This window comes from Arthrobacter sp. ERGS1:01 (assembly GCF_001281315.1).
Lineage (GTDB): Bacteria > Actinomycetota > Actinomycetes > Actinomycetales > Micrococcaceae > Specibacter.
Map to the genome: position 1 here is coordinate 1,921,759 of NZ_CP012479.1, position 14,007 is coordinate 1,935,765.

General features: G+C 64.5%; 13 protein-coding genes. 2 read left to right on the plus strand and 11 right to left on the minus strand.

Annotated features, from left to right (window positions below; translation table 11 throughout):
• Window positions 1-237: 237 nt before the first annotated feature.
• The 8 genes from secF to pdxT form a co-directional block, all read right to left on the minus strand.
• Window positions 238-1,230: a protein translocase subunit SecF gene (gene secF / locus AL755_RS12545; protein WP_054011292.1), complete on the minus strand. Its 993-nt coding sequence runs from the start codon at window positions 1,228-1,230 to the stop codon at window positions 238-240.
• Window positions 1,230-3,035 carry a protein translocase subunit SecD gene (gene secD / locus AL755_RS12550; RefSeq protein ID WP_054011293.1) on the minus strand — a complete coding sequence of 602 codons (1,806 nt, stop codon included), beginning with the start codon at window positions 3,033-3,035 and terminating at the stop codon, window positions 1,230-1,232. Before secD ends, secF begins: the two co-directional genes overlap by 1 nt.
• A 96-nt stretch (window positions 3,036-3,131) precedes the next feature.
• Window positions 3,132-3,587, minus strand: coding sequence for a preprotein translocase subunit YajC (locus AL755_RS12555; protein ID WP_054011294.1), 456 nt, complete (start codon window positions 3,585-3,587; stop codon window positions 3,132-3,134).
• A gap of 171 nt (window positions 3,588-3,758) precedes the next feature.
• A complete protein-coding gene (gene ruvB, locus AL755_RS12560) occupies window positions 3,759-4,883 on the minus strand; it encodes a Holliday junction branch migration DNA helicase RuvB (RefSeq protein WP_237762680.1) in 1,125 nt (374 codons plus the stop codon).
• A 3-nt stretch (window positions 4,884-4,886) separates the two neighbouring features.
• Window positions 4,887-5,522 carry a Holliday junction branch migration protein RuvA gene (ruvA, locus tag AL755_RS12565; RefSeq protein ID WP_054011295.1) on the minus strand — a complete coding sequence of 212 codons (636 nt, stop codon included), beginning with the start codon at window positions 5,520-5,522 and terminating at the stop codon, window positions 4,887-4,889.
• 76 nt (window positions 5,523-5,598) lie between these two features.
• On the minus strand, window positions 5,599-6,186 hold the full coding sequence (gene ruvC / locus AL755_RS12570) for a crossover junction endodeoxyribonuclease RuvC (RefSeq protein ID WP_054011296.1): 588 nt from the start codon (window positions 6,184-6,186) through the stop codon (window positions 5,599-5,601).
• Between the two features lie 3 nt (window positions 6,187-6,189).
• The gene (locus AL755_RS12575) at window positions 6,190-6,945 is read right to left on the minus strand and encodes a YebC/PmpR family DNA-binding transcriptional regulator (protein ID WP_054011297.1); all 756 of its coding nucleotides are present in this window, start codon (window positions 6,943-6,945) and stop codon (window positions 6,190-6,192) included.
• 2 nt (window positions 6,946-6,947) lie between these two features.
• Window positions 6,948-7,676 (minus strand): pyridoxal 5'-phosphate synthase glutaminase subunit PdxT, encoded by a 729-nt coding sequence (gene pdxT / locus AL755_RS12580; protein ID WP_082369569.1) that lies wholly within the window; start codon window positions 7,674-7,676, stop codon window positions 6,948-6,950.
• A 93-nt stretch (window positions 7,677-7,769) separates the two neighbouring features.
• Between pdxT and asnB the strand changes: the two genes are divergently transcribed.
• On the plus strand, window positions 7,770-10,454 hold the full coding sequence (gene asnB / locus AL755_RS12585) for an asparagine synthase (glutamine-hydrolyzing) (protein WP_054011299.1): 2,685 nt from the start codon (window positions 7,770-7,772) through the stop codon (window positions 10,452-10,454).
• Between the two features lie 128 nt (window positions 10,455-10,582).
• Window positions 10,583-11,281 carry a GNAT family N-acetyltransferase gene (locus AL755_RS12590; protein ID WP_054011300.1) on the plus strand — a complete coding sequence of 233 codons (699 nt, stop codon included), beginning with the start codon at window positions 10,583-10,585 and terminating at the stop codon, window positions 11,279-11,281.
• 488 nt (window positions 11,282-11,769) lie between these two features.
• On the opposite strand, the gene pdxS is transcribed toward AL755_RS12590, so the two are convergent.
• The 3 genes from pdxS to AL755_RS12605 all read right to left on the minus strand — a co-directional run bounded on the left by pdxS (window position 11,770) and on the right by AL755_RS12605 (window position 13,993).
• The gene (gene pdxS, locus AL755_RS12595) at window positions 11,770-12,672 is read right to left on the minus strand and encodes a pyridoxal 5'-phosphate synthase lyase subunit PdxS (protein ID WP_054011301.1); all 903 of its coding nucleotides are present in this window, start codon (window positions 12,670-12,672) and stop codon (window positions 11,770-11,772) included.
• Between the two features lie 106 nt (window positions 12,673-12,778).
• Entirely contained in the window at window positions 12,779-13,405 is a 627-nt protein-coding gene (gene pgsA, locus AL755_RS12600; RefSeq protein ID WP_054011302.1) for a phosphatidylinositol phosphate synthase, read from the minus strand.
• A 27-nt stretch (window positions 13,406-13,432) separates the two neighbouring features.
• Entirely contained in the window at window positions 13,433-13,993 is a 561-nt protein-coding gene (locus AL755_RS12605; RefSeq protein ID WP_054011303.1) for an HIT family protein, read from the minus strand.
• Between the last annotated feature and the right edge of the window lie 14 nt (window positions 13,994-14,007).

A 14,007-nucleotide genomic window follows, 5' to 3' on the forward strand; every position in this document is an offset into this window, starting at 1 on the left:
TCGGCGGCGCCCTGGCCGGCCAAAATATCATGCGAGGGTGATGGTTCGCTCACAACTCACGTCCCTCCCTCGAATCCGTTGCGCCCTTGGCCTCCGCGCCGTGGCGGATGCGGGCGCAACACGCATTTACCTAGTGTAATCCCGGCGCACGGGCACCAGAGACCAAACACAAAAAGGCCGGGATCGGGGTGCAGTGCAACCCGATCCCGGCCGCCCGGAGCAAACTAACGCAAGAGCCTAGGCGTCAACCGTCTCCGCCGCACGGCGGGACTGGACCTTCTTGGCCTGCTTGACCAAATCCGGCTCGCCCTGGCGCAGCCAGGCGTACATGGGAGCGGCCACGAAGATCGTGGAGAAGGTGCTCACGATGATGCCGATGAACAGCGACAGCGACAGGTCCTGCAGGGTTCCGGCGCCCAGGAGCAAGGTGCCGATGAACAGGATGGATCCCACGGGCAGCACTGCCACCATCATGGTGTTGATGGAGCGGACCAGCGTTTGGTTGATGGCCAGGTTGACTTCCTCGCCAAACGTCCGCCGGGTGGAACTGGAAATGTCCGCCGTGTTTTCCCTGATCTTGTCGAACACCACCACGGTGTCGTACAGCGAGTAGCTCAGGATCGTCAGGAAGCCGATGATGGCCGATGGCGAGACCTCGAACCGCGAGGCGCCGTAAATTCCGGCCGTTACGATCATGACCACGAGCAGGCCGATGATGGCCGCCACGGACATGCGCCAGGTCCTGAAGTACAACGCCATCAGCAGCGTTGCCAGGACGACGAACGCGATGAAGCCGATGATGGCCTGTCGCGACACGTCGGCACCCCAGGAGGGGCCGACGAACGTCGAGGTGACGTCCTTGGTGGTCACGCCGTAGGCGGCCTGCAGCGCGTCGGCCACCTTGACGGTGTCCTGGTCGCTGAGCTGGTTGGTCTGGACCTGCATGGTCTTGCCGACCAGGTTCGTCACCACGGCGTCCGCACCGGGCACCGTGTTGGCCACGGCGCTTTGGCCGATCGTGGGGCTCGTGTTGGCGACGTTGGAGATCGTGAACTGCGAGCCGCCCTTGAACTCGATGCTGAAGTTGAAGCCGCCGACGAGGATCGGGATCAGGACCGAAAGCACGACCAGCACGCCGGTGATGCCGAACCAGATCTTGCGCTTGGCGACAAACGGGTAGGACCGTTCGCCCGTGTAGAGCTCATTGCCGAATGTGGCGAAACTTTTCATTAGTTGCTCTCCTTGGCGTCATCGCCGGACTGGGACTTGGCAGAGCCTGATCCCCTGCTGCCCGCCATTTCGGCTTCCTTGGCGGCCAGGCGGCGTTCGGCAATGGTCTGGCGGCGTTCGGCTTCTCCGGCGGCACGCGCGTTCTTGCCCGAGGCCACGGCCAGGGACTCCTCCGGAGTCCGGAAGCGTCCCGCTCCGCGGTACAGCGGGATGGCGCCGAGCTGGCGGGGGTCCAGGCCCGAGAAGTGGTGTCCCTCGCCAAAGAACTTGGTGCGGGCCAGCAACAGCAGGGTCGGGTGCGTGAACATGAACACGACGATGAGGTCGGCCACGGCCGTCAGGCCGAGCGTGAAGGCAAAGCCCTTGACGTTTCCGACGGAGACGAAGTAGAGCACCACGGAAGCCAGGATGTTCACGGCCTTGGAGGCCAGGATGGTCCGCTTGGCACGCAGCCAGCCGTTGTCGACGGCGGCGGCCAGGCCGCGCCCGTCGCGCAACTCGTCCCTGACGCGCTCAAAGTAGACGATGAACGAGTCGGCCGTCTGGCCGATCGAGACGATGATGCCCGCCACACCGGCCAGCGACAGCCGGTAGTTCTCGCTCCAGCCCAGCAGCACGATGGCCAGGTAGGTCAGGCTGCCGGCAATCACGAGGGACAAAATGGTGACAAGGCCCAGTGCGCGGTATTGGAACAGTGAGTAGATGACCACCAGGCCCAGGCCGATCAGGCCCGCGAGCAGGCCCATTTCCAGCTGCTGGAGACCCAGCGTGGCGGAGATGGTTTCCGAGGACTGAATCGTGAAGCTGATGGGCAGGGCGCCGAATTTCAGCTGGTCGGACAGCGTCTTGGCGCTGGTCTCGGTGAAGTTGCCCGTAATGGACGACTGGCCGTTGGTGATGACTGCCTGGGATGCCGGGGCCGAGATGACGTTGTCGTCAAGGACGATCGCGAAACGTGCCTGCGGATCATTCTGGTTGACCAGGTACTTGCCGTTCAGGCGCTGGGTCACGGCCTTGAAAGCGTCGGAACCCTGGGGACTGACAAGGGTCAGGTTGACCGACCAGGTGTTGGTCGTGACACCCTGGGCGCCCGGCTGCAAACCGTAGGACGCGGTCTTGATGTACTTACCGGGAATCTCCACCGGGCCGAGGATGTACTTCAAGCCGTTGTCGCCCTCACAAGCCACGATCGGCTTGTTGGGATCGGAGTTGGCGGGCAATTCCGTGACGGGGGCAATACAGCTGGTCTGCTCGTACTGCGTCATGAGCGCCGGGGTGATCCAGTTGGAGTCGCTGGCGTTGGCCGGCTTCGCCTTGGGGTCCGGGTTCGGCGTCAGCACATTGGCCGCAACGAAGGTGCTCAGCTTGGCGGCCGGGGTCAGGTCTGCCTTGGCCACGGCACCGGCCGGGGAGTTGCTGGAGATGATGACGGCACGGAAGTTCATGTTGGCCGAGGCCGTGATGAGGTCGCGCTGCTGCTGCGTGGGGGTTCCCGGCAACTGCACGACGACGTTGCGCCCACCCTCGGTGGTGATCTGGGCTTCGGAGACGCCGGAGCCGTCGACGCGCTGTCGGATGATGGACACGGCCTGGTTCAGCTGATCGGAACTGATCGCCGTCGTGCCTTCGGCCTTGGGCGTGAGGATCATCTCCGTGCCGCCCTCGAGGTCCAGGCCGAGCTTGGGTGCCCAGGACGTGGCGCCGGAGAGCACGCCCGCGCCGATGGTGATGATACAAACAATAATGAGCGCCAAAAGCGCGAACAGTGTCCTGCGGGCGACCTTCGTCGGGCCGGTACGTGCCATCAAGAGATCCTTCTATTGGTCACGGGTGTAGAGAACATGGCAATACTGCCGCGGCGATGATGTCATCGCCACAGCAGCGCCAAACCCGAATGTGCCTTAGTTGTCTTTGTTGTTGTCTTTGTTCAAACGCGCCAGGGTTTCCTCGGCGGACTCCCCTGCCACATCCCGCTTGTCATGGCCCTGGGTCAGCGAGGACACGTCGTCGGGAACGGAAGCGTCAACGTTCTCCAACGACTCCTCGGCCGGCTCAACGACCTTGGCGAAAGTCTGGCTGTGCACCGTGACCACCACGCCGGGGGAAATTTCCAGCTGGATCTTGTTGTTCTCGTGGTCGACCTCGACCACGTGGCCGAACAGGCCAAAGTTCGTCATGATGTCAACGCCGGCTCCAAGCTTTGTCTGCTTCTCCTGAGCGGCGGCCTTGGCCTTTTTCTGCTTGCGGAACATCATCACGATCACCACGGCGAAAAGGGCGAACAAGACGTAGTTCATGATGCCGAAACCTCCGGCAGGGGCGGCTTGGTCGGCGGCTAAAATGCTCGTCAGGGACACAGCGAGGTTCCATTCATGTAAGTCAATGTGGGTGCCCGGCAGCAGTAAACGTGCCGGACGTCATACCAGTCTAGTGGGTAAAGCTGGACGTCGAGTGATAAAACGCTCCGGATTGATCAAATATGAACAATCCGCCGGGCAAACGCGCTCAAAAACGCGTGCCGGCGCGTGTTAGTCATCACGATCGTCCTCGTCGAAGGGCAGCATGGCGGCCGCCACGGCGTTGCCGGGCATTTTCAGGCCCAGGTGGTCCCACGCCGCCGGCATGGCAATGCGGCCCCGCGGCGTGCGTCCCAAGAGGCCTTCGCGCACCAGGAATGGTTCGGCCACGGTTTCCACGGTCTCCGGCTCCTCCCCCACGGCGATGGCCAGGGTGGACAACCCCACCGGGCCGCCGTTGAACTTTCCCACCAGCGCCTCGAGCACCGAACGGTCAAGACGGTCCAGTCCCCTGGCGTCGACCTCATACATGTCCAGGGCTGCCGACGCCGTCCGGGCATCGATGGTTTCTATACCGTGCACCAGCGCCCAGTCGCGCACGCGGCGCAGGAGTCGGTTCGCGATACGGGGTGTCCCCCGGGAGCGTCCGGCGATTTCGGCAAAGCCGGCGCTGCTCAGTTTCAGATCCAGCATGCCGGCGGACCGGCGAAGCACCAGTTCGAGTTCGGCCACCGAGTAGAACTCCAGGTGGCCGGTGAAGCCGAAGCGGTCCCGCAGCGGCCCGGGCAGCAGGCCGGCCCGCGTGGTGGCACCCACCAGGGTGAACGGGGGCAGTTCCAGCGGAATGGCCGTGGCGCCGGCGCCCTTGCCGACGATGATGTCGACCCGGAAATCCTCCATGGCCATGTAGAGCATTTCCTCGGCCGGGCGGGACATGCGGTGGATCTCATCCAGGAACAACACCTCCCCCTCGGTCAGGGAGGACAGGATTGCGGCGAGGTCGCCGGCGTGCTGGATGGCCGGACCGGAGCTGATGCGCAGCGGCGCATTCATCTCCGCGGCAATGATCATGGCCAGGGTGGTCTTGCCCAGCCCGGGCGGGCCGGACATGAGCACGTGGTCCGCGCTGCGGCCGCGGATCCTGGACGCGGCCAGCACCAGGGCCAGCTGCTTGCGGACCCTTTCCTGGCCCACGAAGTCGTCGAGGTTTTTGGGCCGCAACGCCGCCTCGAGTTCGCGCTCCTCCGGTTCCGGGGCAGCGGCAAGCTCGGCCGACGGCGGCAGTGCGGCGCCACCGGCGGTTGCGCCGATGCTGATTTGGCCCGGCAGCAGCGGAATGTCGTTGTTCCCGCCCATGGCTTAGCGCACCCGGCTTGATTGGCGGGCGCCGTCCTGGCCCAGCCAGCGCAGGGTGGCGCGCAGGATGGCCGGGACGTTGCCGCCGTCGGCCAGTTCGGGCTCCGCGGCCATGGCGGCGTCGATACTCTTCAGCGCGTCCTTCTCATTCCAGCCAAGGCTCGTCATGGCGGCCACCACCTGGTCCTTCCAGGCCATGGCGGTTGCGGCAGGCGCGGAGGGGACGCCGGCGCCGGCGGTGGGCACCAGCTTGCCCTTGAGCTCGAGCACGATCCGGCCGGCCACCTTGGGCCCCACTCCGGGAACCTTGGTGAACGCCTTGCCGTCGGCGTCGGCCACGGCCCGGCGGATGGATTCGGGCTCCAGCACGGCCAGCACCGCCAGGGCCAGCCGGGGGCCGATGCCGCTGACGCTGAGCAGCACGTCAAAGACCTCGCGCTCGTCCGCGTCGGCAAAGCCGTACAGCGTCATGGAGTCCTCGCGCACGATCATGGTGGTGGTGAGCGTCGATTCCTCCCCCACGCGCAGCCCGCCCAGGGTCTTGGGGGTTGCATGCACCAGCATGCCCACCCCGTTGACGTCGATGACGGCCTGGGCCAGGGAAAGCTGGGCCACCGGTCCGCGGACAAAACTGATCATTGCTGCTGCTCCTGACATGCCTTTGGCGTACTTACGACCAAGCTGCATCCATGGTATCGAACATACTTACGAACAACTAGTTCCACTTGGCGCCGGGCTTTTCCTTGTTCTTGGTGACCCGCGACTTTGCCTCGGCCTCGCGCCACAACTGTTGGGCCGCCGTCGTGCCCTGCTTGTTGCCAGCAAAGGCGTTGCCGCTGCGCCAGGCATGGGCGATGGCCAGGGCCAGGGCGTCGGCGGCGTCCGCGGGCCGGGGCGGCTCATCGAGGCGCAGCAGCCGGGTGACCATGGCCGTCACGGAGGCCTTGTCGGCGCGGCCGTTGCCGGTCACCGCCGCCTTGACCTCCGACGGCGTGTGCATGGCCACCGGAATGCCGCGCCGGGCAGCGGCGACCATGACGACGCCGGAAACCTGCGCAACCCCCATGACGGTGCTGAGGTTGGTTTGGGCGAAGACCCGTTCGATGGCCAAGACATCCGGCTTAAACGCAGCCAGCCACTGGTCAATCGCATCCGCGATGACCAGCAGCCGGGCGTCAAGGGAAAGTTCATGCGAGCTGCCCACCACACCGACGGCCACCAGGGTGGCCGTACGGTTGGCGGCAACATCCACCACGCCCAAACCGCAACGGGTCAGGCCGGGGTCGACACCTAATACACGCAGAGCCTAGTCCTCGTCGAGGGCGGCCAGGACCTCGGCGCTGATGTCGGCGTTGGAGTAGATGTTCTGGACGTCGTCCAGGTCCTCCAGCGCGTCGTAGAGCTTCATGAACTTGCGGGCATTTTCCACGTCCAACTCAACCTGCATGGACGGCACAAAACCGGCTTCATCGGTCTCGTACTCGATGCCGGCTTCGGTCAGGGCGGCGCGGATCGCGGGCAGGTCGGCGGTGTCCGAGATGATCTCGAAGTTCGCGCCCTCGTCCTTGACCTCCTCGGCACCGGCGTCCAGGACGGCCATGAGGAGGTCGTCCTCGGTGAGGCCGTTCTTGGGCAGGCCCACGATGCCCTTGCGGGTGAACATATAGGCCACCGAACCGGGGTCGCCCATGTTGCCGCCGTTGCGGCCCACGGCCAGGCGGACCTCGGAGGCGGCCCGGTTCTTGTTGTCGGTCAGACATTCGATCAGCACGGCCGTGCCCTGCGGGCCGTAGCCCTCGTACATGATGGTCTGGTAGTCGACGGCGTCGCCCAGCAGACCCGCGCCGCGCTTGATGGCGCGGTCAATGTTGTCGGCCGGGACCGAGGTCTTCTTGGCCTTTGAAACAGCCAATTCGAGTGCCGGGTTGCCGGCAAGGTCGGCTCCGCCACCACGGGCGGCAACTTCGATGTTCTTGATCAGCTTGGCGAAGGACTTGGCACGACGGCTGTCAATGATGGCTTTTTTGTGCTTCGTGGTCGCCCATTTGGAGTGGCCTGACATGGTTACGCTTCTCCTCTAATCATTCGAATAAACAGTTCGTGGATGCGGCGCTCACCCGTCACTTCCGGATGGAAGGAGGTGGCCAGCAAATGCTGCGAACGAACGGCGACCGCACGGACTTCTGGATCAATTCTACTGTCGTGTGCGCCCGCGGGGACTTCAACACTCGCAAGCACCTCGACGCCGGCACCCACACGCTCCACCCACGGGGCCCTGATGAACACGGCATGGACTGGCTTGTCGGCCGGTTCCAGTGCCGCAAAATCGAGGTTTGTCTCAAAGGAATCCACCTGCCGACCAAACGCATTGCGGCGCACCGTGATGTCCAGGCCGCCCAGAGTCTGCTGGGCGTTGCCGCCCATGTCGGTGGCGGGATCGGCAATCTGATCCGCAAGCAGGATCATCCCGGCGCAGCTGCCGTACACGGGCATTCCGGCCTGGATGCGCTCCCGCAGGGGATCGCGCAGGCCAAAGATCCGGGTCAGCTTGTCGATGGTGGTCGATTCCCCACCGGGCAGGATCAACCCGTCCACCTGGGCCAATTCGCTGACACGGCGCACGCCGACGGCGCGGGCCCCGCACGCTTCGATGGCACGGACATGCTCGCGCACGTCGCCCTGCAGGGCCAGGACGCCGACGAGCGGCCGCCCGCCCGTGGTGGATGGTTGCTTTTCAAGGTCCAAAAGAGTCACTTTTCCATCATAGATGGGCGCAAAGTCACATGATTGCATCACCATACGCGCCGCGACGCTTGGCCGGGGCGCGGTGTGCAAGCAAGTACGATTGACCGAGGACTGACGTACTAAAGATGAGGTAAACCAAGTATGTGCGGAATCGCCGGTTACTACGGTTATGGGGAAGACGAAACTCTTCTGCAGGAGATGAACGCGTGCATTGTGCACCGCGGACCCGATGGTGAGGGTATCTACACCCAGGGGAACGTGGGGCTGGCACACCGCCGCCTCTCCATCATCGATGTTGCCCACGGCCAGGAACCCATGTTCAGCGCCGACGGCGAAACCGTGCTGGTGTACAACGGCGAGGTTTACAACTACCTGGACCTGCGCACCGAACTTGAGGCCCTGGGCCGGACGTTCTCCACCAAGTCCGACACCGAAGTGGTGCTGCAGTCCTACGAGGAGTGGGGCGACGCCGCCTTCGACAAGTTCAACGGCATGTTCGGCTTTGCCATCCACGACCGGAAGAACAACCGCCTGGTCCTGGCCCGCGACCACTTCGGCATCAAGCCGCTGTACTACGCGACCTCGGGCACCACCGAGGCCCCCACGCTGTTGTTCGGCTCTGAAATCAAGCCGTTGCTTGCCGCCGGCAAGGCGGAGAAGAAGGTCAACGAGCGGATCCTCTACCGTTACCTGCAGTTCCGCATCCACGACGAGGAAGCGGAGACCTTCTTCGAGGGCATCCACAAGCTGATGCCCGGCGAGAAGCTCGTGCTGAACACGGTTGACACCGAAGCCGGCCCCGCCGGTACCGTCACGATCAGCCCGTACACCCGCTTCAAGGAAGAACTGGCCGAACTGGCCAAAATCGAGACCCCGTACTCCAAGGCCGTCATCGAGGAATACCGGGAGCGGTTCACCGAAGGCGTGCGCCTGCGCCTGCAGTCCGAGGTGCCCGTGGGCACGGCCCTTTCCGGCGGCCTGGACTCCTCCGCCGTCGTCGCCACCATCAACAAGCTCATGAGCGAAAACGCCGCGGCCACCGATTCCCTCGGTGCCAAGCAGCAGACGTTCTCCGCGATTTTCCCGAACTCGATCAACGACGAGGAAAAGTACGCCGACGCCGTGCTGGCACGCTGCGAAGGCAACGTCATCAGCCACAAGATCCTCCCGCAGGCCTCCGAGTTCGTCGAAGACCTCGAGGACTTTGTGCGCACCATGGAGGAGCCCATCATCTCCTCCGGCCCGTACGCCCAGTACCAGGTCATGCGCGAGGCCTCCAAGCACGTCACCGTGCTGCTGGACGGCCAGGGCGCCGATGAGATGATGGCCGGCTACATCCCCTACTACTTCGCCTACCTGCGCCAGCTGAAGAAGAACGGCCAGAACGGCAAGCTCGCCAAGGAGCTCATTTCCAGCTCCGACATCCTGTTCCGCTTGGCCCGGTTCCGCATCCAGGGCGCCCTGACGTTCAAGAAGGCCGCGGGGATCGCCCCGCTGCTGGATAAGAAATTCACTGCCAAGTTCAAGGGCGAGAAGTTCTCCAACATCCCGGACAACTTGAAGCTGCGCCTCATCGACGACCTATTCCACAAGTCGCTGCCGGCCGTGCTGCGCTACGAGGACAAGAACACCATGCGCTTCTCCCTGGAGGGCCGCGTGCCGTTCCTGGACAAGGAAGTGGTCAAGTTCCTGTTCAGCCTCTCCGATGAGTCCATCATCAAGGGCGGCTGGAACAAGCGGATCCTGCGCGACGCCACGCGCGATCTGCTGCCGGAGATGATCAGCAACCGCCGCAACAAGATCGGCTTCACCACGCCGGAGGCCGAATGGTTCTCGCTAATGAAGGAGCGGATTTACGAAATCTTCCTCTCCTCCTCCTTCGAGGCACGCCCGTACTGGAACCAGGACGCCATCATCTACGCGTTCGAGGAATACCTCAGCGGCAAGTCCGCCGGTTCCACCATGGTGTTCTGGCGCTTGCTCAACACCGAGCTGTGGCTGCGTGAATTCTTTGACGTGCCGGAAGTCAAGGCCGGCATCGAAGGCAAGAGCGACTACATCCCCAACGCGGACAAGGAACTGGACATCACGGTTCCCGACAACGCCGGCACGTTCCGCCGCTACCCGTTGCGCACCGAGGTCTTCTACAAGGAAACCGACTTCGACCCGGCCATCATGGGCTATGTGAAGCGCTTCTTCGACGGCCTGCCCACTGCCGGCGGGGACCACGGCACCGCCACCGCAGACACCCCGTGGTACCTGTTCGTTTCGGAAAAGATCGTCGCCATGACCCAGGGCCGGTCCATCCCCGTCTGGGACATCAAGGTCTCCGGCGCCGCGCGCTTCTTCAGCAAGTTCGTCACCCGCAACCCGGGCGGCATCGGCCTGGCCAGCCCCTGGTCCATGCAGCTGGCCATCGATGAGGTGGGCCTGCCCCGCATCATGTACGCGTCCGCCCGCAGCGTGCTGGGCAAGCTCCAGGGCAAGTCCGGCGTGTTCTACGAAGTCGTTGGCCACAACATCAACGCGATCGACGGCGCGGCCGGCTACCAGGTAGGAACCTCCACCCACTCGGTGAAGTACGCTCCCCTGGACCCCGACGGCGTGGCAACGCGACTGAGCGCCCTGGTCCGCGAAACCGTGCCGGCCGAATACGCCGCGTCCTTCGCCGGCGTCGCCATCATGGACGCCAACGACCTTGGCGTGGTGGCCCTGGGCCACGACACCAAGCTGCCCAAGAACGTCCTGGAAAACATCTTCCGCGACAACCCGCAGGGCCAGACCACCGAGACCACTCCGATGTCACTGGTGTTCACGCAGAAGTAGCAACAACGCGCTGTGGCGCGCACCCTTCGCTGGGTGTAGGACCCCCGCCCGCTTCGCGGGGTCCGACACCCAGCTTCGGGTGCGCGCCACTCACGATTAAGACCCCATTAACAGACGGAAGATATTTCATGGTTACCCTTGCCGATTGCCAGCGCACGCAGCATGCGTGGTTCAAGGCGCTGGCCGAATCGACGGGCGGGCGGTCCTTTGGCACGCACCAGATGGAGTGGGTCTGGCTGCCGAAGACCCGGGAGATGCTGTGCATGTTCCCGACCGAGATCACCGAGGCCGGGTTGCTGCCGGCGCTGGCGGAGGCGCAGCGCCGTGGGGCAGCCGTGGTGGGCGTGTGGATGAACGCCGCCGTGAAGGGAGCCATGTTGGCCCAGCACCGTTTCGAGCCGGGCTGGCAGCCATGGTGGATGACGCTGCCGCTGGACCTGGAAGGCGTGGTGGCCGCAAGCGAGCAGGCGGACCCCAGGGTGGTCATCAACGACCCCGTGGGCGAGGTGTGCGTCCTGGAGCCGCGGCAGGCATGGCTGGCCACCGCCCGTGTGGACGGCGAGGTGGCGGGGCAGTGCTACGCGTACATGCCGCAGGGAGAGCGCAAGAAGAACCTGGCCGGGATCTTCGACATGGAGGTTGCCCCCGAACACCGCCGCACGGGCCTGGGTACGGCCATGCTGCACAAACTGTCCGAGGCGGCGTTCGACGCCGGCGCCGAGCACCTGCTGCTCAATGCGACCCCGCTGGGCCAACGGCTCTATAAGAATTTCGGTTTTGAGCTCATCGGCAAGGGCCAGACCTGGTGGTACCACCTGCCCCAGTAGCCCGCACTCCCCCGACGCCGTATCACTTTTGGTCCGTTTCCGGCCGACGCGGTATCACTTTTGGCAGCCTTTTCAGCGACGCGGTATCACCTTTGGCGTGGCACGAACTGCACCTTGATCGCGCTGCGCAGGCGGATAGCCCCGTCCTCGGTCACGGGAGCGAAGGGGCTTCGGGGCGCGGCGGTGACGGCCGGAGCTGAGCCCATCGAAGAGGCACCCGAGGCCGGCCAAGGCGCCCAGGCTGGGTACGCCGTCGTGTGTGCCAGCGGCGTCACCAGAAAGGCGGGCAAGCCGGTTAATGGCCAAGTCCGGGTGGGAGACCTTGAACCGGGGAAGTGCAACCGGCCGCAACGCAAACAGTTGAGGGAGAAATGAATCTCCCTCAACTGTTTGCGTTGCGGTGATACGGCGTTGCCTATTTTCTCACCAAAGGTGATACGGCGTCGCCGAGAAGCACGCCAAAGGTGATACGGCGTTGGCGGCGGTGGTTACCAGCCGCGCTCGGCCAGGCGGTGCGGCTCGGGGATGTCGGCGACGTTGATGCCCACCATGGCCTCGCCCAGGCCGCGGGAGACCTCGGCGATGACGGAGGGGTCATCGTAGAACGTGGTGGCCTTCACGACGGCGGCGGCACGCTGTGCCGGGTTGCCGGACTTGAAGATGCCGGAGCCGACGAACACGCCGTCCGCGCCGAGCTGCATCATCATGGCTGCGTCGGCCGGGGTGGCGATGCCGCCGGCGGTGAACAGCACCACGGGAAGCTTGCCGGTCGAGGCAATTTCCTTGACCAGTTCGTACGGAGCGGCCAGTTCCTTGGCGGCCACGTACAGCTCGTCCTCGGGCAGGGCTGCCAGCTTGGCGATTTCGGCGCGGATCTTGCGCATGTGGCCCGTGGCGTTGGAGACGTCGCCGGTGCCGGCTTCACCCTTGGAACGGATCATCGCGGCACCTTCGTTGATGCGGCGCAGCGCCTCACCGAGGTTCGTGGCGCCACAGACGAAGGGAACCTTGAAGTTCCACTTGTCGATGTGGTGCTCGTAATCGGCCGGGGTCAGGACCTCGGACTCGTCGACATAGTCGACGCCGAGGGATTCCAGGACCTGGGCCTCGACGAAGTGCCCGATGCGGGCCTTCGCCATGACCGGGATGGAGACAGCAGCGATGATGGCGTCGATCATGTCCGGATCGCTGGCGCGGGACACGCCGCCCTGCGCACGGATGTCTGCCGGAACGCGCTCCAAGGCCATGACGGCAACGGCGCCGGCATCTTCGGCAATCTTGGCCTGCTCAACGTTGACAACGTCCATGATGACGCCGCCCTTGAGCATCTCGGCCATGCCGCGCTTGACACGGCTGCTGCCGGTTACCGATGTTACGTCGCTAGTAGACACAAAAACCCCTCTGGGAAGGAACGAAAAATTTTCTTGCCCGCCAACGTGACACGCCGCACGGGTACGTTCATTCTATTCCCCAAAATGGGGCAGCTTTGAACCAGTGTTACTTCTCGGCGGGAAGGGTGGTTCCCAGGGCCTGGCGGCGTACCGTGCCCACGCGCTGGAAGATCGTCACGAGGCTTGCCGCGGCCAGCAGGACAAGCACGACGGCGAGCACGGCTTCGGGGATGCCCAGGCCCACCAGCCCGGTCGCCACGAGGACCACGACGAGCCGGTCGGAGCGTTCGGCAATGCCGACGTTCGCGGTCATCCCCAGCCCCTCGGCGCGTGCCTTGGCGTAGGAGACGATGGAGCCGAGCACCAGGCAGGTCAGCGCCATGGCGGCAATGAAGTGGTTGTTTCCACCGGTGTAGAACCAGATCACGATGCCGGCAAAGACTGCGCCGTCGCCCACCCGGTCCAGGGTGGAGTCAAGGAAGGCACCCCATTTTCCGGAACGGCCCAACATGCGCGCCATGAGCCCGTCGATGATGTCGGAGAACACGAAGACGGTGATCACCACGGTGCCCCAGAACAGCTGGCCCAGGGGGTAGCCGATCAGCGCGCCGCCGGCAACGCCGAGCGTGCCCACGATCGTGACGGCGTCCGGGGACACCTTCAGGCGCACCAGCAGCGCGGCCACGGGGGTGAAGATTGCCGCGAAGAGTGCGCGGGCATACTTGTTCAGCATTGGCTAACCTTATTCAATTCGACACTCCTACTCGACGCCGGCCCAGGCGGCGGCCACCTGGTCACGGGCGTCGCCGAGTGTTTGGGTGATGGCCTTGGTACCCGCGATGATGGGCAGGAAGTTCCCGTCCCCACCCCACCGCGGCACGATGTGCTGGTGCAGGTGCGCGGCGATGCCCGCTCCCCCGGTCACGCCCTGGTTCATGCCCAGGTTGAAGCCCGACGGGTTGGACACCGCGCGCAGCACGCGCATGGCCTGCTGGGACAGGGCGGCAAACTCGGCCGTCTCCGCCAGCGTCAGGTCCGTGTAGTCGGGCACGTGCCGGTACGGGCACACCAGCAGGTGGCCGGGGTTGTACGGAAACAGGTTCAGCACCACATAGGCCAGTTCGCCGCGGTAAACTATCAGCGATTCTTCGTCACTGCGGGACGGTGCCACGCAAAACGGGCAGTCGTCCTTGCCGGTGACCTGCTCCTGGCCACCTTTTACATAAGCGAGCCGGTGCGGCGTCCAGAGCCGTTGGAAGGCGTCGGGCACCCCCGGAAGCTCAAAGTCATCCTGAATGGACGCCGCACCCTGCTCACTCACGTATTGCTTCCTTT